Here is a 20,214-nt window from a genome sequence, read left to right on the forward strand (position 1 = left end):
CGGACGACGATGTTCGAGACAGTACTGGTGGCCAACCGCGGCGAGATCGCCGTACGGGTGATCCGTACGCTGCGGTCGATGGGCGTGCGCTCGGTGGCCGTCTTCTCCGACGCGGACGCCGACGCCCGGCACGTCCGCGAGGCGGACACGGCGGTCCGGATCGGACCGGCCCCGGCGTCGATGAGCTATCTGTCGGTGGAGCGCCTCCTGGAGGCCGCGGCCCGCTCGGGCGCGCAGGCCGTCCACCCGGGCTACGGCTTCCTCGCGGAGAACGCCGCCTTCGCCCGCGCCTGCGCCGAGGCCGGCCTGGTCTTCATCGGCCCTCCGGCGGACGCGATCGCGCTCATGGGCGACAAGATCCGCGCCAAGGAGACGGTCCGGGAGGCCGGAGTACCGGTGGTCCCCGGCGGCCGCGACCCGGACCTGGCCGAGGCGGCCCGTGAGCTGGGCGCGCCGGTGCTGCTGAAGCCGAGCGCGGGCGGCGGCGGCAAGGGCATGCGCCTGGTGCGGGACCTGACCCGGCTGGAGGACGAGATCGCCTCCGCCCGCCGCGAGGCCCGGGCCTCCTTCGGCGACGACACGCTCCTCGTGGAGCGCTGGATCGACCGCCCCCGCCACATCGAGATCCAGGTCCTGGCGGACGGCCAGGGCAACGTCGTCCACCTCGGGGAGCGCGAGTGCTCCCTCCAGCGCCGCCACCAGAAGATCATCGAGGAGGCGCCGAGCGTGCTCCTCGACGAGGAGACACGCTCCGCGATGGGCGAGGCGGCGGTCCAGGCGGCCCGTTCCTGCGGCTACCGGGGCGCGGGCACGGTGGAGTTCATCGTCCCCGGCACCGACCCGTCGTCGTACTACTTCATGGAGATGAACACCCGCCTCCAGGTGGAGCACCCGGTCACGGAGCTGATCACCGGCCTGGACCTGGTCGAGTGGCAGCTGCGGGTGGCGGCCGGGGAGCCTCTCGGCTTCGCCCAGCGGGACGTACGGCTGACCGGCCACGCGGTGGAGGCCCGTATCTGCGCCGAGGACCCGGCCCGCGGCTTCCTCCCCTCCGGCGGCACAGTCCTGAGACTGCGCGAGCCGCAGGGCGACGGCGTCCGCACCGACTCGGGCCTCACCGAGGGCACGGAGGTCGGCAGCCTCTACGACCCGATGCTGTCCAAGGTCATCGCGTACGGCCCCGACCGCGCGACCGCCCTGCGCAGACTCCGGGCGGCCCTGGCGGAGACCGTCACGCTCGGCGTGCAGACGAACGCCGGGTTCCTGCGCCGCCTGCTCGCCCACCCGGCGGTGGTCTCCGGCGACATGGACACCGGCCTGGTCGAGCGCGAGGTGGAGGACCTGGTCCCCACGGACGTACCGGAGGAGGTCTACGAGGCGGCGGCGGCCGTACGTCTGGAGGCCCTGAAGCCCGAGCCGGGCGGCTGGACGGACCCCTTCTCGGTACCGAGCGGCTGGCGCCTGGGCGGCGGTCCGAAGCCGCCCGCCTTCCACCTGCGGGTGCAGGAGCCCCTGGAGTACACCCCGCGCGGCACGGCCACGGTCACCGGCGACTGGGTCGCGGTCACCCTGGACGGCGTCCGCCACACCTTCCACCGGGCCGCCGACTGGCTCGGCCGCGAGGGCGACGCCTGGCACGTGCGCGACCACGACCCGGTGGCCGCGTCCCTGACCCGGTCGGCGCACGCGGGCGCGGATTCCCTCACCGCGCCCATGCCCGGCACGGTGACGGTCGTCAAGGTCGCCGTGGGCGACGAGGTGAGCGCCGGTCAGAGCCTGTTGGTGGTGGAGGCGATGAAGATGGAGCACGTCATCTCCGCGCCCCACGCCGGCAAGGTCGCCGAGCTGGACGTGGCACCCGGCAGCACGGTCGCCATGGACCAGGTGCTGGCAGTCATCGCACCCCATGAGGAGGCGGCGGAATGACAGTCCCAGGGCTCCCGATGGCCGTCCCGAGCAGGGACCTGCCCACCCGCGTCCGCATCCACGAGGTCGGCGCGCGGGACGGCCTGCAGAACGAGAAGGCGACGGTCCCCACGGAGATCAAGGCGGAGTTCATCCGCCGCCTGGCCGACGCGGGCCTGACCACGATCGAGGCGACGAGCTTCGTCCACCCGAAGTGGGTCCCCCAACTGGCGGACGCGGAGCAGCTGTTCCCTCTCGTCGGCGACCTCCCGGTGGCGCTCCCCGTCCTGGTCCCGAACGTGAAGGGCCTGGATCGCGCCCTGGCGCTGGGCGCCCGCCGGGTGGCCGTCTTCGCCAGCGCCACGGAGTCCTTCGCCAAGGCCAACCTCAACCGCACGGTGGACGAGGCACTGGCGATGTTCGAACCGGTGGTGAGCCGCGCGAAGGCCGAGTCGGTCCAGGTCCGCGGCTACCTCTCCATGTGCTTCGGCGACCCGTGGGAGGGCGCGGTCCCCCTCCCCCAGGTGGTGAAGGTCTGCCGGGCCCTGCTGGACATGGGCTGCGACGAACTGAGCCTGGGCGACACGATCGGCGTGGCCACCCCCGGCCATGTGGTCGCGCTCCTCGCGGCACTGGACGAGGCAGGCGTCCCCCCGTCCGCCCTCGGCGTCCACTTCCACGACACCTACGGCCAGGCCCTCTCCAACACCCTCGCGGCGCTCCAGCAGGGCGTCACGACGATCGACGCCTCCGCGGGTGGTCTGGGCGGCTGCCCGTACGCGAAGTCGGCCACGGGCAACCTCGCCACCGAAGACCTCGTGTGGATGCTGCGAGGCCTCGGCATCGACACCGGAATCGACCTCGGCCGCCTCGTCGCCACGAGCGCGTGGATGGCCACCCACCTGGGCCGACCCAGCCCGTCCCGCACCGTCCGAGCCCTGTCCCACGAGGACACCGAGGAGCACTGATCACCATGGACTACCGTCTCTCCCCCGAACTGGAGGAACTCCGCCGTACGGTCGAGGAGTTCGCGCACGAGGTGGTGGCGCCGAAGATCGGCGACTTCTACGAGCGGCACGAGTTCCCCTACGAGATCGTCCGGGAGATGGGCCGCATGGGCCTGTTCGGCCTGCCGTTCCCGGAGGAGTACGGCGGCATGGGCGGCGACTACCTGGCGCTGGGCGTGGCCTTGGAGGAACTGGCGCGGGTGGACTCCTCGGTCGCCATCACGCTCGAAGCCGGCGTCTCGCTCGGCGCGATGCCGGTCTTCCGCTACGGCACGGAGGCCCAGAAGCAGGAGTGGCTGCCCCGCCTCTGCTCGGGCGAAGTCCTCGGCGCGTTCGGCCTGACGGAGCCGGACGGCGGCAGCGACGCGGGCGCGACCCGCACGACGGCGCGCCTGGACGAGTCGACGAACGAGTGGGTCATCAACGGCACGAAGTGCTTCATCACCAACTCGGGCACGGACATCACGGGCCTGGTGACGGTCACGGCGGTCACAGGCCGCACCCCGGAGGGCAAGCCGCAGATCTCCTCGATCATCGTCCCGTCGGGCACCCCCGGCTTCACGGTCGCGGCCCCGTACTCCAAGGTCGGCTGGAACGCCTCGGACACCCGCGAACTGTCCTTCACGGACGTCCGGGTCCCGGCGGCGAACCTCCTGGGCGAGGAAGGCCGCGGCTACGCCCAGTTCCTCCGCATCCTCGACGAGGGCCGCATCGCCATCGCGGCCCTGGCGACGGGCCTGGCCCAGGGCTGCGTCGACGAATCGGTCAAGTACGCCCAGGAACGCCACGCGTTCGGCAAACCGATCGCCGCCAACCAGGCCATCCAGTTCAAGATCGCCGACATGGAGATGAAGGCCCACACGTCCCGCCTGGCCTGGCGCGACGCGGCGGCCCGCCTGATCTCCGGCGCCCCCTTCAAAAAGGAAGCGGCCCTGGCGAAGCTCCACTCGTCCACGGTCGCGGTCGACAACGCCCGAGAGGCCACCCAGATCCACGGCGGCTACGGCTTCATGAACGAGTACCCGGTCGCCCGCATGTGGCGCGACTCCAAGATCCTCGAAATCGGCGAGGGCACGAGCGAGGTCCAGCGGATGCTGATCGCGCGGGAGTTGGGGTTGGTGGGCTGAGGGAGCGAACCGGGGCCGTAAGCCCCGGCCGAACGGGCGCAGTGATTCGGATCACTGCGCCCGTTCGCATCCCCACCCCCACCCCCGGGCACAGACCCCAGTGGCCCCCTGGACACAAACCGAGGTTAGGCTAACCTAAGCCTCGTCCCAGTCAAGCGGCTGGCAGCCGTGCCCGCAGTGGCTCCGTACGCACGAAAGCAGACCCAGTCATGTCGAACGCCACAACCGCCCGTTACTCCCGCCGCGGCCTGCTCGCCGCCGGTGGTGCTCTCGGGCTCGGCGCCCTCGTGACCGCGTGTGGCAGTGAAGACTCCAAGGACAGCGGCTCGGACGCCAAGGGTGCCGCCAAGTCCGGCCCGTGGTCGTTCAAGGACGACCGCGGCAAGACCGTGAAGCTCGACAAGGTCCCCACGAACATCGTCGCGTTCACCGGTGTCGCCGCCGCCCTGTACGACTACGGCATCGACGTCAAGGGCGTCTTCGGCCCGACCAGGACCAAGGACGGCAAGGCCGACGTCCAGGCCGGCGACATGGACGTCAGCAAACTGACCGTCTTCGGCAACCGGTTCGACCAGTTCAACGTCGAGCAGTACGCGGCCTTCCAGCCCGAGGTGCTCATCACCACGACCTTCGACGCCGCGGGCAGCCTCTGGTACGTCCCGGAGACGTCCAAGGACAAGATCGCCAAGCTCGCCCCGAGCGTCGCGATCTCGGCCTTCGACCGTCAGATGCCGAAGCCCCTGCAGCGCATGGCCGAGCTCGCCGAGTCGCTCGGCGCCGATCTGAAGGCCGCGAAGGTCGTCGAGGCGAAGAAGCGTTTCGAGGCCGCCTCCGAGCGGCTGCGCAAGGCCGCCAAGTCCCGCCCCGAGATCAAGGTGCTGGCCGGTTCCGCGTCGGACGCCATCTTCTACGTCTCCGGCTCCGACTTCTCCATCGACCTGGAGTACTTCAAGGCCCTGGGCGTGAACCTCGTCGAGCCCCCGGCGAAGGCCAAGGAGGCCAACGACGGCTGGTTCGAGAACCTCAGCTGGGAGAACGTCGACAAGTACCCGGCGGACGTCATCATGATGGACGACCGCGCCTCGACCATCCAGCCGGCCGACATCACCGAGGCGACCTGGAAGAAGCTGCCCGCGGTCAAGGCCGGTCAGGTCATTTCGCGTTCGCCCGAGCCGATCCTGTCGTACGACAAGTGCACGCCTCTGGTGGAGAACCTCGCGAAGGCCATCGAGTCGGCCAAGAAGGTCGCCTGACCCCCTCTCATTTCCTGACGTCCAGGAGCCGCACGTGACCACCGCCGTAGCCGCCCCGTTCCGCTTCTTCTCCCTTCAGGTCGTGCGGACGAGGCGGCTCGGGCCGTCTCTGGTGCGAGTCACCTTCGGGGGGCCCGATCTGCACGCCTTTCATTCCGCCGGGCGCGACCAGTCCCTGTCGCTGTTCCTGCCGCACCCCGGGCAACCCGAGCCGGTCGTCCCGCTCGAGCTCGGGGACGGGTGGTGGCAGGGCTGGCGTGAACTCCCGGACGACGTACGGGCCGTGATGCGGTCGTACACCCTGCGCGACGTGCGCCGGGACCCGGACGAGATCGACATCGACTTCGCCCTGCACGGCATCGAGCCGGGCGCGTCCGGCCGGGCCGGCCCGGCCTCCCGCTGGGCCGCCCGGGCCGCCGCCGGGGACCGGGTCCTGCTGCTCGGCCCGGCCGTCGCCGACAACCGGGCGATCCGCTTCCGGCCGCCCGAGGACACCGACCTCGTAGTCGTCTGGGGCGACGAGACCGCGGTACCTGCCGCCTCCGCCATCGTCGAGGCGCTGCCGGCCGGCACCCGCGCCCGGGTCTGGCTGGAGGTCCCGCACGCCGGCGACGTCCAGGACCTGGTGACCGAGGCCGACGCCGAGATCACCTGGCTCGTCAGGGAGGAGAGGAGCGGCGAGGGCTCCCCCATGGCCCTCGACGCCCTCCGCGAGGCCCGGCTGCCGTCCGCCGAGCGGCCGTACGTCTGGATCGCCGGTGAGTCCGGGTGCGTGAAGGAGCTGCGCAGGCACTTCGTGCGCGAGCGCGGGATCGACCGCCGCAGCGTCACGTTCGTCGGCTACTGGCGGCGTGGCGTGAGCGAGGAGCAGCTGCGGGCCGAGGGATAGCCGCAGCACGGCCAGGGCCGAGGTGACACGAGTGACCACAGTCACGGCAGGGCTCGCCTCCCCCTCGATCAACTTAGGTTAGGCTTACCTAAGTTCTGGACGCCGGAGACCAGCCCACCCCGTCCCACACCGGACTGTCCCCACCGGAGGACCCCCACATGCGCTCACACCTGCTCAACGACACCACCGCGGAGCAGTACCGCCGCTCCGTGACCGACGGAGTCGAGCGGGTGGCCGCCAAACTCGCCGCCACCGACCGGCCGTTCACCGGCATCACCGTCGACGCCCTCTCCCCGCGCATCGACGGGATCGACCTCGACCGGCCGCTGCACGACACCACCGCGGTGCTCGACGAACTGGAGGACGTCTACCTCCGGGACGCGATCTACTTCCACCACCCCCGCTACCTGGCGCACCTCAACTGCCCGGTCGTCATCCCGGCCGTGCTCGGCGAGGCCGTCCTGTCCGCCGTGAACTCCTCGCTGGACACCTGGGACCAGTCGGCCGGCGGCACGCTCATCGAGCGCAAGCTCATCGACTGGACGACGGCCCGGATCGGCCTGGGCGAGAACGCCGACGGCGTGTTCACCTCCGGCGGCACCCAGTCCAACCTCCAGGCGCTCCTGCTCGCCCGCGAGGAGGCCAAGACCGACACCCTCGCCGCACTGCGCATCTTCGCCTCCGAGGTCAGCCACTTCAGCGTGAAGAAGTCCGCGAAGCTGCTCGGGCTCGGCCAGGACGCCGTGGTCTCCATACCCGTCGACCACGACAAGCGCATGCAGACCGTCGCGCTCGCCCGCGAACTGGAGCGCTGCGAGCAGGACGGCCTCGTCCCCATGGCCGTCGTCGCCACCGCCGGCACCACCGACTTCGGGTCCATCGACCCGCTGCCCGAGATCGCCGAGCTGTGCGAGCAGTTCGGCACCTGGATGCACGTCGACGCCGCCTACGGCTGCGGCCTGCTCGCCTCCCTGAGGCACCGGGACCGCATCAGCGGCATCGAGCGCGCCGACTCGGTCACCGTCGACTACCACAAGTCCTTCTTCCAGCCGGTGAGTTCGTCGGCCGTACTCGTGCGGGACGCCACCACGCTCCGCCACGCCACCTACCACGCCGAGTACCTCAACCCGCGCCGCATGGTGGAGGAGCGCATCCCCAACCAGGTGGACAAGTCCCTGCAGACCACCCGCCGCTTCGACGCCCTGAAGCTGTGGATGACCCTGCGGACCATGGGCGCCGACGGCATCGGGCAGCTTTTCGACGAGGTGTGCGACCTGGCCCGGGAGGGCTGGCGGCTGATCGCCGCCGACCCGCGCTTCGACGTCGTCGTGGAGCCGAGCCTGTCCACCCTCGTCTTCCGCTACATCCCGGCGGCCGTCACCGACCCCGCCGAGATCGACCGCGCCAACCTCTACGCCCGCAAGGCCCTGTTCGCCTCCGGTGACGCCATCGTCGCGGGCACCAAGGTCGGCGGCCGCCACTACCTGAAGTTCACCCTGCTCAACCCCGAGACGCGGGCGTCCGACATCGCCGCCGTCCTCGATCTGATCGCCGGCCACGCCGAGCAGTACCTGGGAGAGTCCCTTGACCGCGCGTCCTGAAAACCCGACGAGAACCCATGACTTCGTGGGGATCGGGCTCGGCCCCTTCAACCTCGGCCTGGCCTGCCTGACCGAACCCATCGACGAGCTCGACGGCGTCTTCCTGGAGTCGAAGCCCGACTTCGAGTGGCACGCGGGCATGTTCCTCGACGGCGCCCATCTCCAGACCCCGTTCATGTCGGACCTGGTCACCCTCGCCGACCCCACGTCCCCGTACTCCTTCCTGAACTACCTCAAGGAGAAGGGCCGGCTGTACTCGTTCTACATCCGCGAGAACTTCTACCCGCTGCGCGTCGAGTACGACGACTACTGCCGCTGGGCGGCGAACAAACTGAGCAGCATCCGCTTCGGCACGACGGTCACCGAGGTGACGTACGAGGACGAGCTCTACGTCGTGCGGACCACCGCCGGCGGCACCTACCGGGCCCGTCACCTGGTCCTCGGCACCGGCACCCCGCCCTACATACCCGAGGCCTGCCAGGGCCTGGGCGGCGACTTCCTGCACAACTCCCGCTATCTGAGCCACAAGGCGGAGCTGCAGAAGAAGGACTCGATCACGCTGGTCGGCTCGGGCCAGTCGGCCGCCGAGATCTACTACGACCTGCTCAGCGAGATCGACGTGCACGGCTACCGGCTGAACTGGGTGACCCGCTCCCCGCGCTTCTTCCCGCTGGAGTACACCAAGCTCACGCTGGAGATGACGTCCCCGGAGTACGTCGACTACTTCCGCGAACTGCCGGAGGCGACCCGCTACCGCCTCACGGCCGAGCAGAAGGGCCTGTTCAAGGGCATCGACGGCGACCTCATCAACGAGATCTTCGACCTGCTCTACCAGAAGAACCTCGGCGGCCCCGTCCCCACCCGGCTGCTCACCAACTCCTCCCTGAACAGCGCGCGCTACGAGAACGGCACCTACACCCTCGGCTTCCGCCAGGAGGAGCAGGGCAGGGAGTTCGAGCTGGACTCGCAGGGCCTGGTCCTGGCCACGGGCTACAAGTACGCCGAGCCGGAGTTCCTGGCCCCCGTCAAGGACCGCCTGGTCTACGACTCCCGGGGCAACTTCGACGTCGCCCGCAACTACGCGATCGACGTCACCGGCCGGGGGATCTTCCTCCAGAACGCCGGCGTCCACACGCACAGCATCACCAGCCCCGACCTGGGCATGGGCCCGTACCGGAACGCGTACATCATCCGCGAGCTGCTCGGCAGCGAGTACTACCCGGTGGAGAAGACCATCGCGTTCCAGGAGTTCGCCGTATGAGCGCCACCACCGGCATCGGAACGCTCACCGTCCGCCCGCTCGACCCCCGGAAGGACGCCGAGCTGCTGCACTCCTGGGTCACCCACCCCAAGGCGGCCTACTGGATGATGCAGGACGCGAAACTCCAGGACGTCGAGCGCGAGTACATGCGGATCGCCGCGCACGAGCACCACCACGCCTACCTCGGTCTGCACGAGGGCCGGCCGGCGTTCCTGATGGAGAAGTACGACCCCCGGTACGTCGAGCTGACCGGGCTGTACGACCCGGAGCCCGGCGACGTCGGCATGCACTTCCTGGTCGCGCCGACCGACCGGCCGATCCACGGCTTCACCAAGGCCGTCATCACCACGGTGATGGACGAGCTGTTCGCCGACCCGCGCACCCGCCGGGTCGTGGTGGAGCCCGACGTGAGCAACAAGGCAGTACAGGCGCTCAACGAGGCCGTCGGCTTCGTGGCCGAGCGCGAGATCGACAAGCCCGAGAAGCGCGCGCTGCTGAGCTTCTGCACACGCGAGCGGTACCTGGCTGCCCGAGGAGTGGCGATATGACCCTGTTCGACGCCGTGGCACACCTGTCCCCCGAGCGCTGGGACCAGGCCAACCGCCTGCTGGTCCGCAAAGCGCTCGCCGAGTTCACGCACGAGCGGCTGCTCACCCCCGAGCAGGACGGCGAGCAGTATGTCGTCCGCAGCGACGACGGCCTGACGAGCTACCGCTTCACCGCCGCCCGCCGGGCCCTGGACCACTGGCAGGTGGACGCCGACTCGATCACCCGCCACCGCAACGGCGCCGAACTCCCGCTCGCCGCGTTGGACTTCTTCATCGAACTGCAGAAGTCCCTCGGCCTGAGCGACGACATCCTGCCGGTCTACCTGGAGGAGATCTCCTCCACCCTCTCCGGCACCTGCTACAAGCTCACCAAACCGAAGAGCACGGCGGCCGAGCTCGCCCGCGGCGACTTCCAGGCCATCGAGACCGGCATGACCGAGGGCCACCCCTGCTTCGTGGCCAACAACGGCCGGCTCGGCTTCGGCATCCACGAGTACCTGTCGTACGCGCCGGAGACGGCGAGCCCGGTGCGCCTGGTGTGGCTGGCCGCGCACCGCTCGCGCGCGGCGTTCACGGCCGGTGTCGGCATCGAGTACGAGTCGTTCCTGCGCGAGGAGCTGGGCGCGGAGACCGTCGAGCGCTTCCACGGCGTCCTGCGCGACCAGGACCTGGACCCGTCCGACTACCTGTTCATACCGGTCCACCCCTGGCAGTGGTGGAACAAGCTCACCGTCACCTTCGCGGCCGAGGTGGCCCGGGGGCACCTGGTGTGCCTGGGCGAGGGCGACGACGAGTACCTGGCCCAGCAGTCCATCCGCACCTTCTTCAACAAGACCAGCCCCGAGAAGCACTACGTCAAAACGGCCCTGTCGGTCATCAACATGGGCTTCATGCGCGGTCTGTCGGCGGCCTACATGGAGGCCACCCCGGCGATCAACGACTGGCTGGCCCAGCTCATCGAGGGCGACCCGGTGCTGAGGTCCACGGGCCTGTCGATCATCCGGGAGCGCGCGGCGGTCGGCTACCGGCACCTGGAGTACGAGCGGGCGACGGACCGCTACTCGCCGTACCGCAAGATGCTCGCCGCGCTGTGGCGGGAGAGCCCGGTGCCGTCCCTCAAGGAGGGCGAGTCCCTGGCCACCATGGCGTCCCTGGTCCACGTCGACCACGAGGGGGCGTCCGTCGCGGGCGCGCTGATCGAGCAGTCGGGGCTCCCCCCGAAGGAGTGGCTGCGCCACTACCTGCGGGCCTACTTCACGCCCCTCCTCCACAGCTTCTACGCCTACGACCTGGTGTTCATGCCGCACGGCGAGAACGTCATCCTGGTGCTGAAGGACGGGGTGGTGCAGCGCTCGATCTACAAGGACATCGCCGAGGAGATCGCGGTCATGGACCCGGACGCGGTCCTGCCGCCGACGGTCGAGCGGCTGCGAGTGGAGGTCCCGGAGGACAAGAAGCTCCTGTCGGTCTTCACGGACGTCTTCGACTGCTTCTTCCGCTTCCTCGCGGCGAACCTCGCCACCGAGGGAATCCTGGAGGAGGACGACTTCTGGCGCACGGTCGCGGACGTCACCCGCGCCTACCAGGAGTCGATGCCCGAACTCGCCGACAAGTTCAAGCAGTACGACATGTTCGCCCCCGAGTTCGCCCTGTCCTGCCTCAACCGCCTCCAACTCCGCAACAACGAACAGATGGTGGACCTGTCGGACCCGTCAGGCGCCCTCCAGTTGGTAGGCACCCTGGAGAACCCCATCGCACGGTTCTGACCCCCCAGACAGACGGGCACCCCGGAGTACGGTCCTCCGGGGTGCCCGTCGTTTTGCTGTTGGGGGCGGGGGGAACTGCGCGAACTTTTCAGGGGCGCGGGGAACTGCGCAGTCTCTTAGGGGCGCGGGGAACTGCGCGACCAGCCCCCACCCACCCGCAGACGCATCACCGCCCGGTTGAGCCCCACGGCACCTGCGGCGACCTGTAATAGCCGATACCCAGGGCATCCCACCGCTCAGCCTGCGCAGCCAACCGCACCTTGTAGCGCGACCAGTCATGCGTAGCCGCCGCCGACCACCCCAACTCCGCAACCCCCGGCAACCGCGGAAACGCCATGAACTCGATGTGCCCGGAGTTCTCCAGGGTCTCCGACCACATGGGCGCCTCGACCCCCCGTACGGCGCCACCCGGCACCCCCGGCAGATACGCCCCCGGGTCCCAGTCGTACGACCGCCGCACCTCGACGTACCCGGCCCAGGACAGCCCCAATGGCGTCTCCTCGGTGTACTTCATGTCGAGATACACCCGGTCCGCCGGGGACAGGATCAGCCCGGTCCCGCTCTGCGCGGCCTTCACAACCCGCGCCTTCTCCTCGGCACTGGTGCCGTCCAGCCCCCAGTACTGGGCGAGAGCCCCCTTCGCCGGGCTCGCCCCGGTCAGCTGGTGCCAGCCGACCACCGTCTTGCCGTACTTCGCGACGATCGGCTGCACCCGGTCCATGAACTTCACGTAGTCCTCATGGCTGGTGGAGTGCGCCTCGTCGCCCCCGATGTGGAGGTACTCGCCCGGTGTGAGCGCGGCGAGTTCCCGGATCACGTCGTCCACGAAGTCGTAGGTGATGTCCTTGCCGACGCAGAGCGAGCTGAAGCCGACCTCGGTGCCGGTGTAGAGCGGGGGTGCGATGCCGTCGCAGTTCAGGTCGGCGTACGAGGCCAGCGCCGCGTTCGTGTGGCCGGGCATGTCGATCTCGGGGACGACCTCCAGGTAGCGGGAGGCGGCGTACCGCACGATCTCCTTGTAGTCGGCCTTGGTGTAGAAGCCGCCGGGGCCACCGCCGACCTCCGTCGAACCGCCGTGGGACGCGAGCCGCGGCCAGGAATCGATGGCGATGCGCCAGCCCTGGTCGTCGCTGAGGTGCAGATGCAGCTTGTTGATCTTGTAGAGGGTGAGTTGGTCGATGTAGCGCTTGACCTGCTCGACGGTGAAGAAGTGCCGGGAGACGTCGAGCATGGCGCCGCGCCAGCCGTAGCGCGGGGTGTCCGTGATCGTGCCGCCCGCGACGAGCCAGGGGCCGGGCTGGACGGTGTCCTTCTCGACGGCCGCGGGGAGCAGCTGGCGCAGGGTCTGCACGCCGTGGAAGAGGCCGGCGGGCCGGGCGGCGGTGATGGTGACGCCGCCCCGGCCGCTGTCGAGGCGGTAGCCCTCGGCGCCGAAGGGGCCCTTGGCGAGGCGCAGTCGGATGCCCCCGGCACCGTGGTCGGTGACGGGGAGGCGGTAGCCGGTCGAGGAGCGCAGGATCGTCGCTAGGTACTCGCCGTCGCCCCGGGTCTCACGGGACCCGTCGACGCGGATGTGGGTGCCGCGGGTGATCCGGTACGGGGATCCGCCAGGGGCGACCGAGGCGGGCGCGGGGATCACCCGGTCGAGCGGGGTGGGCGATGCCGCCGGCGCGGGAGCGGCCCCCGTCACCGAGGCGGCCATCGCGACCAGCAGCAGGGAACCGAGAAGGCGAAGCGTTCTCACAGAACCGTCCCTTCCATGAGCCGTTGAGCTCCAAGAGGTCTGGACCACTCTCTCGTGAGACGGGTGGAACAATCCACACCATGGCGGAAATCATCCAGAGGGACGGCACGTGGGCCTTCGACGGCGACGCGCTGCGGCTGACTCCCGGCCGGGACAAGAACGTCAGCCTGCTGCGCAAGGAGCTGGGTGAACTGGTCGTGCCGCTGGGGGCGTTGGCCGGTGTCTCCTTCGAGCAGGGCAAGAAGTCGGGGCGGCTGAGGCTGCGGCTGCGTGACGGCGCCGACCCCCTGCTGCACGCCACGGGCGGCCGGCTCACCGAGCCCCACGACCCCTACCAGCTGATCGTGGAGTCCGACCGCTACGGCGTCGCCGAGTACTTCACGGACGAGGTCCGCAACGCGCTGCTCCTGGACCAGGTGCCGAGCGAACCGGTGGACGAGTATCTGCTGCCGGGGCCCGCCGTGCCGCTGTCGGTCTCCGCCGGGGACGGCACCGCCGGTTTCGACGGCGAGCGCATACGCCTGGAGTGGAACTGGAAGACGGAGGACGCCAAGGCCGCCGCCGGCGCCCGCACGCTCGCGCTCGCCGACATCACGGGCGTGGAGTGGCACCCGGCGGCCGGTCTGGAGAACGGCCATCTGCGCTTCACCGTGCGGCACGCGCCCACCAAGGCCCCGCCCAAGTACGACCCCAACGCCGTGGAGCTGTGGGGCTTCAAGAAGGACCCGCTGATGGCGCTGGTCGCGGCGGCGGTCCAGGCCAGGCTTCCGCACCCGGCCCGGGCCGCCGCCGCCGACGACGTGGCGGACGCGCGACCGGAGCCGCCTTCTGCTCCGGTCACGTCCGCCGAGGACGACCACGACGCCCTGCTGCGCCGCCTGCGCGAGCTCGGTGAGCTGCACCGCACGGGCGTGCTGACGGACGAGGAGTTCGTCCTGGCCAAGCAGGCGATCCTCAAGCGGATGTAGCGCCCGCGGCTACTTCGACCGGCGCGCCACCGTGAAGTGGTCGACCTGGTCCCCGGTCTCGGCGATGCCGCGCACCGTGAGCGTGGCCAGGCGACCCTTCGGCGCGGGGGTGACGTCCACGCGCAGGAAGGAGTAGTCGAGGTAGCGCACCCGGGACCAGGCGACGGTCTCGTTCTGCTTGCCGCCCTTGACGTTGACGAACGAGGCCACGGAGTCCACGTCGTGCTCGTTGCCCTCGTACGACAGGGGGGCGCTGAACGCGTAGAGACTGCGGCCGGCCGCACCGGCCGTCACGTAGACCACGCCGTCGGTCTCGGGGTAGGCCGTGCCGCCGATCGGGAGCTTCTTGGTGACCTTGTCGCCCTTGATCACGTCGGTGCGCTCGTACTGGTGGTTGTGGCCGTTGATGACCAGGTCCACGGTGTACTTCTCGAACAGCGGCACCCACTCCTGCCGGACCCCGCCCTCGGAGGCGTGGGAGGTGGAGGTGCAGTAGGCGCAGTGGTGGAAGAACACGACGATGAAGTCGATGTCATGCGCGGCCCGGTACTTCTTGAGCTGCGCCTGAAGCCACGTGGTCTGGGTGCCGCCGGAGATGCCGAGGTTGGCCGGGATCTCGAAGGAGATGTCGTTGGCGTCGAGCGAGATGACGGCGGTGTTGCCGTAGACGAAGGAGTAGACGCCCGGGAGGTTCTTCTTGTCGGGGCCGTTGTCGGGGAGGGTCCAGCGGGCCTCCTCGCCGCCGTAGCCGTTGGGCGAGTACCAGGCCTCCATGTCGTGGTTGCCGTAGGCGGGCATCCACGGCACGGACTTGGCGACGGACTCGGTCTGGGCGAGGAACTGGTCCCACACGCGCGAGTCGAAGCCGGTGTCGTCGGTCCTGCCCTGGCCGGTCGGGTCGCCGTACGCGATGTCACCGGCGTGCAGGTGGAAGGCCGGGTTCTGGCCGAGCAGCAGGCTGTTGTTGGCGAGCGCGTGGTAGCTGACGCCCTCGTCGCCGAAGGCCGTGAAGGTGAACGGCTCCTGGTGCGAGGGGGCGGTGGTGAAGGTTCCGAGGGTGCCCAGCAGGTGCGGCTGGGCCGGGTCGAAGCCCTGGTGGCCGACGCCGTAGTAGTAGGTCCGGCCCGGGCGCAGGTGGGTCAGCCTGGCGTGGACGTAGTACTGGGTGTGGTTGCCGCTCGCGCCGACACCGGCCGGCGTGAAGAGGGTGCGGACCTCGGCTTCGATCGTGCGGGAGAGGTCCCAGGGGTGGGCGCCGATCCGGATGAACGGCTTCCTGACGGCGACCGGGACCTGCCAGGAGACGGTCATCTCCGTTCGCGGGTCGGTGCCGTAGGCGAGGTGGCGGCCGAAGGGGGCCACGTGGGCGCCGTCGACGGTCCCGGTGGCGGGGGCGGTGCGAGTGGTCGATACGGCGGCCTGTGCGGTGGCGCCCGGTACGAACGCGCCACCCGCGACGGCACCGAGTGTGACGGCACCGCCTCTGATCATCGTGCGCCGGGAGAACCTGGCGCGCAGGTACTCGTGCTGCTCGGCCATGCTCATGCGCTCGGCGAGCCGCTCGGGTACGCCCATACGAGGAGTGTCCATGGCGTCCAAAAATCGACGCCTCGGGCAACGGGACGCCGGACGTCCGGTGGACGCATCACGAACAAGCTCTCATGACAGGTTCAACGTTCTCCCAAGGAACCCCCACAGCACCCTGCCCGAAATCGGGCAGATTTCTTGCGAAAGTGCCGCCGGTACCTCAGGATCTAGCGAGTGCACGACGAACTCGTTGATCATCTGACGCGGTCCACCGCCCTCGGCCGGGGCGAGGCGCTGCGCGTGATCCAGGACGTGCTCGCCTACTTCGACGAGACGACCGAGGAGTACGTCCGTCGCCGCCACCGCGAGCTCCAGGCCCAGGGCCTGGTCAACGCGGCGATCTTCGAGCGGATCGAGGCGGACCTCAAATACCGCGCGGTGGCCCCGCCGGAGCTCTCGCTCCGGCAGCTGCGGCGCATCGTCTACGGCTAGGAATACGTATATATGTGCGGAATCGTCGGTTACATCGGAAAGCGTGACGTCGCGCCCCTCCTCCTGGAGGGCCTCCAGCGCCTGGAGTACCGCGGCTACGACTCGGCGGGCATCGTCGTCACGTCCCCGAAGACGTCCGGCCTGAGGATGGTCAAGGCCAAGGGCCGCGTGCGCGACCTGGAGGCCAAGGTCCCGGCCCGCTTCAAGGGCACGACCGGCATCGCCCACACCCGCTGGGCCACCCACGGCGCCCCGTCCGACGTCAACGCGCACCCGCACCTGGACGCCGAGGGCAAGGTCGCCGTCGTCCACAACGGCATCATCGACAACGCCTCCGACCTGCGCCGCAAGCTGGAGGCGGACGGCGTCGAGTTCCTCTCCGAGACCGACACCGAGGTCCTCGTCCACCTCATCGCCCGCTCGCAGGCGACCAAGCTGGAGGACAAGGTCCGCGAGACCCTCCGGCTCATCGAGGGCACGTACGGCATCGCCGTCATGCACGCCGACTTCCCCGACCGGATCGTGGTCGCCCGCAACGGCTCCCCGGTCGTCCTCGGCATCGGCGAGAAGGAGATGTTCGTCGCCTCGGACATCGCCGCCCTGGTCGCCCACACGCGGCAGATCGTCACGCTGGACGACGGCGAGATGGCCACCCTGAAGGCCGACGACTTCCGCACGTACACCACCGAGGGCACCCGCACCACCGCCGAGCCCACCACCGTCGAGTGGGAGGCCGCCTCCTACGACATGGGCGGCCACGACACCTACATGCACAAGGAGATCCACGAGCAGGCCGACGCCGTGGACCGCGTGCTGCGCGGCCGCATCGACGACCGCTTCTCCACCGTGCACCTGGGCGGCCTCAACCTGGACGCCCGCGAGGCCCGCCGGATCCGCCGCGTGAAGATCCTCGGCTGCGGCACCTCGTACCACGCGGGCATGATCGGCGCCCAGATGATCGAGGGCCTGGCCCGCATCCCCGCGGACGCCGAGCCGGCCTCCGAGTTCCGCTACCGCAACGCGGTCGTCGACCCCGACACCCTCTACATCGCGGTCTCCCAGTCCGGCGAGACCTACGACGTCCTCGCCGCCGTGCAGGAGCTCAAGCGCAAGGGCGCACGGGTCCTGGGCGTCGTGAACGTGGTCGGCTCGGCGATCGCCCGCGAGGCCGACGGCGGCATCTACGTGCACGCCGGGCCCGAGGTCTGCGTGGTCTCCACCAAGTGCTTCACCAACACCACGGTCGCCTTCGCCCTGCTCGCCCTCCACCTGGGCCGCACCCGCGACCTCTCGGTCCGCGACGGCAAGCGGATCATCGCGGGCCTGCGCAAGCTGCCCGCCCAGATCGCCGAGATCATGGAGCACGAGGACGACGTCAAGAAGCTGGCCCTGCAGTTCGCCGAGGCCCGCTCGATGCTCTTCATCGGCCGGGTGCGGGGCTACCCGGTGGCCCGCGAGGCCTCCCTGAAGCTCAAGGAGATCTCCTACATCCACGCCGAGGCCTACCCTGCCTCCGAGCTCAAGCACGGCCCGCTGGCCCTGATCGAGCCGGCCCTCCCCACGGTCGCGATCGTCCCCGACGACGACCTGCTGGAGAAGAACCGCGCCGCCATGGAGGAGATCAAGGCCCGCAGCGGCAAGATCCTCGCGGTGGCCCACCAGCCCCAGGAGAAGGCCGACGAGACGATCGTCGTCCCGAAGAACGAGGACGAGCTGGACCCGATCCTGATGGGCATCCCGCTCCAACTCCTGGCGTACCACACGGCATTGGCCCTGGGCCGCGACATCGACAAGCCCCGCAACCTGGCCAAGTCGGTAACGGTGGAGTAAGTGACCCTCTTTTAGGGGCGCGGGGAACTGCGCGAGCAACCACAACACCACCCGCAGGCCAGACAAGAGGACGGACCCCACGCGCTGCCACCAAGCACGGGGGGTCCGTTTTCATCGCCGGGAAGCCGCCCAACTCCCCAGCCTGCGCAGCTAACCGGTGGCCGTCACGCCCCGGCCGGCAGCGCGTCGCGGAACAGCGGTAGGCCAGTGCGCCAACGCGGCAGTCGCCGCATACCAAGCCACCGCACCCGCGGCGACAGCGAACCAGCCACCCGCCTTCGCCAGCCCGTCGTTCTCCGCGAACACGGCGATCGCGAGCAGGAACAGCGACACGGAGAACAGCCCGTACACGCCCCGCCCGAGCTGATCCCCGCCCGCGAACGTCAGAGACAGCGCGACGAGGGCGAACAACAGCAGGAACAACCCTGCCTCGTTGCCGGACGCGCCCTCGGACACGGCCCAGGTGAACCACAGCGCCCCGAGCACCGAGAACGCCGTACCACCGGCGGCATCACCCTCCCGCAGGGCCACCAGCCCCGCGACGAAGAGCGCGATGCCGCCCACGTACTGGGCGATTGACACGGCGTCAGCAGCCGATACGCCGTCGATCACAGCGGTATGCCCCAGCCCGAAGGCCAACAGGGTGATTCCCAGGGCGAGTCGACCGGCCACGGTCGTGATTCCGCTTCCCGCGGAGACGTCTTTGTCCACGGCGGGCTCCCTTCGTGCATGTGCAGTTGTGCGGTGTTCCGTATATGCCCTTCACAAGGGCACAAACACCTCTACGCGCGAGTAGATTCGCGCGGTGCACAAGGGAGTTGCTCCTGCGTGAACGTCAGGGAATGACGATGACGGGCCGCTGCGCCCGCTTGGCGAGCCGCCCCGCGACCGAGCCGAACAGGCGCCCCACGATGCCGTGGGTGGAACCGACGACGATCGCGTCGGCCTCGTACTCCCGGCCGACCTCTTCGAGTTCGTGGCAGATGTCACCGCCGCGCTCGACCAGGATCCAGGGCACCTCGGCGAGGTACTCCGCACAGGCCAGTTCGAGACCGAGCACCTCGGTGCGGTGGTCCGGCACGTCCACGAACACGGGCGGCTCGCAGCCGGCCCACACCGTGGTCGGCAGCCGGTTGGCGACGTGGACGATGATCAGGCCCGACCCGGAGCGATGGGCCATGCCGATCGCGTACGCCAGGGCGCGCTCACTGGACGTGGAGCCGTCGAAGCCGACGACGACCCCGTGCTTGAAGGCGGGATCGCAGGAATGGCGTGGCTCTTCCGCCGCCAGGGGCTCGGCCGCCGTGGGATCGGCGACGGGCCGCTTGCGGTCCGCGGGTTCGAAGAATTCGTGACCGGCCATGGCTGTCTCGGCGTCGTGATCCTTATACGGGAGGGACAACAATGTGCGGCGGAGCTGTGTCCGGGAATGGTCTTCCCAACCCCATACCCCCAAGGGTACGGCGGCACGCCTCCTTAGCCCATATCCCGCTCACGGTGCGTGCGGGTTCCAGGGAGCATGCACGAGGCACCGCCCGTCACGCAATGGTTGCTGCGCTGTACAGGCGGTTTGTACGGGATTCACTGACCCGCGGGGTGATCCGGGCAGCCAGTGACCGACTCCCCCGCCGCGCGTTGAACCCCGTGAGTCACGCCACAGGGAGCACGCATGTCCGGACCCCGCACCGCCGCCGAGGCGGACCGCGCGGCCCCGCCGCCGCGGGACACCGCGACGGATGTGGTTCGCTGGGCTGCCTTCAGCTGCCTGCTCGTCCCGGCGGTACTCCTCGGCTACGGCGCCTCTCTGGCCGGCGCCGCCGGCACGGCCCTCGGGCTGGCGGCCTTCACGGGCGCCTGCCGGGTCCTGCTGCGCCAGTCCGAGCGCGGCGCGGCCCGGCTCGCGGCCGAGGACCGGGCGCCCCACCGGGGGCGGCACCACCGCACCGGAACGGGGTCGCACCGTGGCGGACGGCACACCGGAGGAGATACACCGGTCGGCTGACCGGTTTCCGCGCACGCGCACGTTGGTTTTCAGCCAACTTCTCGCACCTGTGCATCACCCGGTCCAACCACCCCCCAACCCCCGTTCGACCTGCACGGAAAGGGCCTCTGGGGACCTGCGCACCCTACGTGGATTGGCCACCGCGACAAGGCGCACTTCCCTGCACGCCCCACGAGTGCAACGCTTCGTGATCGAATGCTTCACGCCAAGTTGCCAAGTCGACAATGTGCCGAGTGCCGAACCGGCCACTTCGGCGCGACGGGACACAGTAGATTCGATCTTGACTGTCTACGG

The 20,214-nt window shown here is 69.8% G+C and carries 17 protein-coding genes; 13 read left to right on the forward strand and 4 right to left on the reverse strand.

Annotated elements, in window-relative coordinates; all coding sequences use genetic code 11:
• The first annotated feature begins 9 nt into the window (after positions 1-9).
• The 9 genes from CEB94_RS15020 to CEB94_RS15060 all read left to right on the forward strand — a co-directional run bounded on the left by CEB94_RS15020 (position 10) and on the right by CEB94_RS15060 (position 11,357).
• On the forward strand, positions 10-1,926 hold the full coding sequence (locus CEB94_RS15020; RefSeq protein ID WP_175432710.1) for an acetyl/propionyl/methylcrotonyl-CoA carboxylase subunit alpha: 1,917 nt from the start codon (positions 10-12) through the stop codon (positions 1,924-1,926).
• Positions 1,923-2,873 carry a hydroxymethylglutaryl-CoA lyase gene (locus CEB94_RS15025; protein ID WP_175432711.1) on the forward strand — a complete coding sequence of 317 codons (951 nt, stop codon included), beginning with the start codon at positions 1,923-1,925 and terminating at the stop codon, positions 2,871-2,873. Before CEB94_RS15020 ends, CEB94_RS15025 begins: the two co-directional genes overlap by 4 nt.
• A gap of 5 nt (positions 2,874-2,878) precedes the next feature.
• On the forward strand, positions 2,879-4,039 hold the full coding sequence (locus tag CEB94_RS15030; RefSeq protein WP_175432712.1) for an acyl-CoA dehydrogenase family protein: 1,161 nt from the start codon (positions 2,879-2,881) through the stop codon (positions 4,037-4,039).
• A gap of 209 nt (positions 4,040-4,248) precedes the next feature.
• Positions 4,249-5,292, forward strand: coding sequence for an ABC transporter substrate-binding protein (locus tag CEB94_RS15035; protein WP_175432713.1), 1,044 nt, complete (start codon positions 4,249-4,251; stop codon positions 5,290-5,292).
• A 34-nt stretch (positions 5,293-5,326) separates the two neighbouring features.
• Positions 5,327-6,181 carry a siderophore-interacting protein gene (locus CEB94_RS15040; RefSeq protein WP_175432714.1) on the forward strand — a complete coding sequence of 285 codons (855 nt, stop codon included), beginning with the start codon at positions 5,327-5,329 and terminating at the stop codon, positions 6,179-6,181.
• A 158-nt stretch (positions 6,182-6,339) separates the two neighbouring features.
• Entirely contained in the window at positions 6,340-7,782 is a 1,443-nt protein-coding gene (gene desA, locus CEB94_RS15045) for a lysine decarboxylase DesA (protein WP_175432715.1), read from the forward strand.
• Complete coding sequence (locus CEB94_RS15050; protein ID WP_175432716.1) at positions 7,766-9,043, forward strand: lysine N(6)-hydroxylase/L-ornithine N(5)-oxygenase family protein; 1,278 nt, start codon at positions 7,766-7,768, stop codon at positions 9,041-9,043. Before desA ends, CEB94_RS15050 begins: the two co-directional genes overlap by 17 nt.
• Positions 9,040-9,591, forward strand: coding sequence for a GNAT family N-acetyltransferase (locus CEB94_RS15055; RefSeq protein WP_175432717.1), 552 nt, complete (start codon positions 9,040-9,042; stop codon positions 9,589-9,591). The genes CEB94_RS15050 and CEB94_RS15055 overlap by 4 nt, the downstream gene beginning before the upstream one ends.
• Complete coding sequence (locus tag CEB94_RS15060; protein WP_175432718.1) at positions 9,588-11,357, forward strand: IucA/IucC family protein; 1,770 nt, start codon at positions 9,588-9,590, stop codon at positions 11,355-11,357. Before CEB94_RS15055 ends, CEB94_RS15060 begins: the two co-directional genes overlap by 4 nt.
• Before the next feature lie 166 nt (positions 11,358-11,523).
• Here the strand turns inward: CEB94_RS15060 and CEB94_RS15065 are convergent, their stop codons facing one another.
• Positions 11,524-13,059, reverse strand: coding sequence for a beta-N-acetylhexosaminidase (locus tag CEB94_RS15065; RefSeq protein WP_246112157.1), 1,536 nt, complete (start codon positions 13,057-13,059; stop codon positions 11,524-11,526).
• 122 nt (positions 13,060-13,181) lie between these two features.
• On the opposite strand from CEB94_RS15065, the gene CEB94_RS15070 reads away from it, so the two are divergent.
• Entirely contained in the window at positions 13,182-14,069 is an 888-nt protein-coding gene (locus tag CEB94_RS15070; protein WP_175432720.1) for a DUF4429 domain-containing protein, read from the forward strand.
• 9 nt (positions 14,070-14,078) lie between these two features.
• On the opposite strand, the gene CEB94_RS15075 is transcribed toward CEB94_RS15070, so the two are convergent.
• Positions 14,079-15,644: a purple acid phosphatase family protein gene (locus CEB94_RS15075; protein ID WP_175432721.1), complete on the reverse strand. Its 1,566-nt coding sequence runs from the start codon at positions 15,642-15,644 to the stop codon at positions 14,079-14,081.
• Positions 15,645-15,830: 186 nt separating this feature from the next.
• Here CEB94_RS15075 and CEB94_RS15080 point away from each other — a divergent pair, with 186 nt between their 5' ends.
• A complete protein-coding gene (locus CEB94_RS15080; protein ID WP_030838058.1) occupies positions 15,831-16,088 on the forward strand; it encodes a hypothetical protein in 258 nt (85 codons plus the stop codon).
• 12 nt (positions 16,089-16,100) lie between these two features.
• A complete protein-coding gene (gene glmS, locus CEB94_RS15085; RefSeq protein WP_175432722.1) occupies positions 16,101-17,918 on the forward strand; it encodes a glutamine--fructose-6-phosphate transaminase (isomerizing) in 1,818 nt (605 codons plus the stop codon).
• 150 nt (positions 17,919-18,068) lie between these two features.
• On the opposite strand, the gene CEB94_RS15090 is transcribed toward glmS, so the two are convergent.
• A complete protein-coding gene (locus CEB94_RS15090) occupies positions 18,069-18,629 on the reverse strand; it encodes an acetate uptake transporter family protein (RefSeq protein ID WP_175432723.1) in 561 nt (186 codons plus the stop codon).
• 124 nt (positions 18,630-18,753) lie between these two features.
• A complete protein-coding gene (locus CEB94_RS15095; protein ID WP_010986667.1) occupies positions 18,754-19,281 on the reverse strand; it encodes a universal stress protein in 528 nt (175 codons plus the stop codon).
• 306 nt (positions 19,282-19,587) lie between these two features.
• Between CEB94_RS15095 and CEB94_RS15100 the strand changes: the two genes are divergently transcribed.
• Positions 19,588-19,920 (forward strand): hypothetical protein, encoded by a 333-nt coding sequence (locus CEB94_RS15100; protein WP_175432724.1) that lies wholly within the window; start codon positions 19,588-19,590, stop codon positions 19,918-19,920.
• Positions 19,921-20,214: the final 294 nt, after the last annotated feature.

This window comes from Streptomyces hawaiiensis (assembly GCF_004803895.1).
Lineage (GTDB): Bacteria > Actinomycetota > Actinomycetes > Streptomycetales > Streptomycetaceae > Streptomyces > Streptomyces hawaiiensis.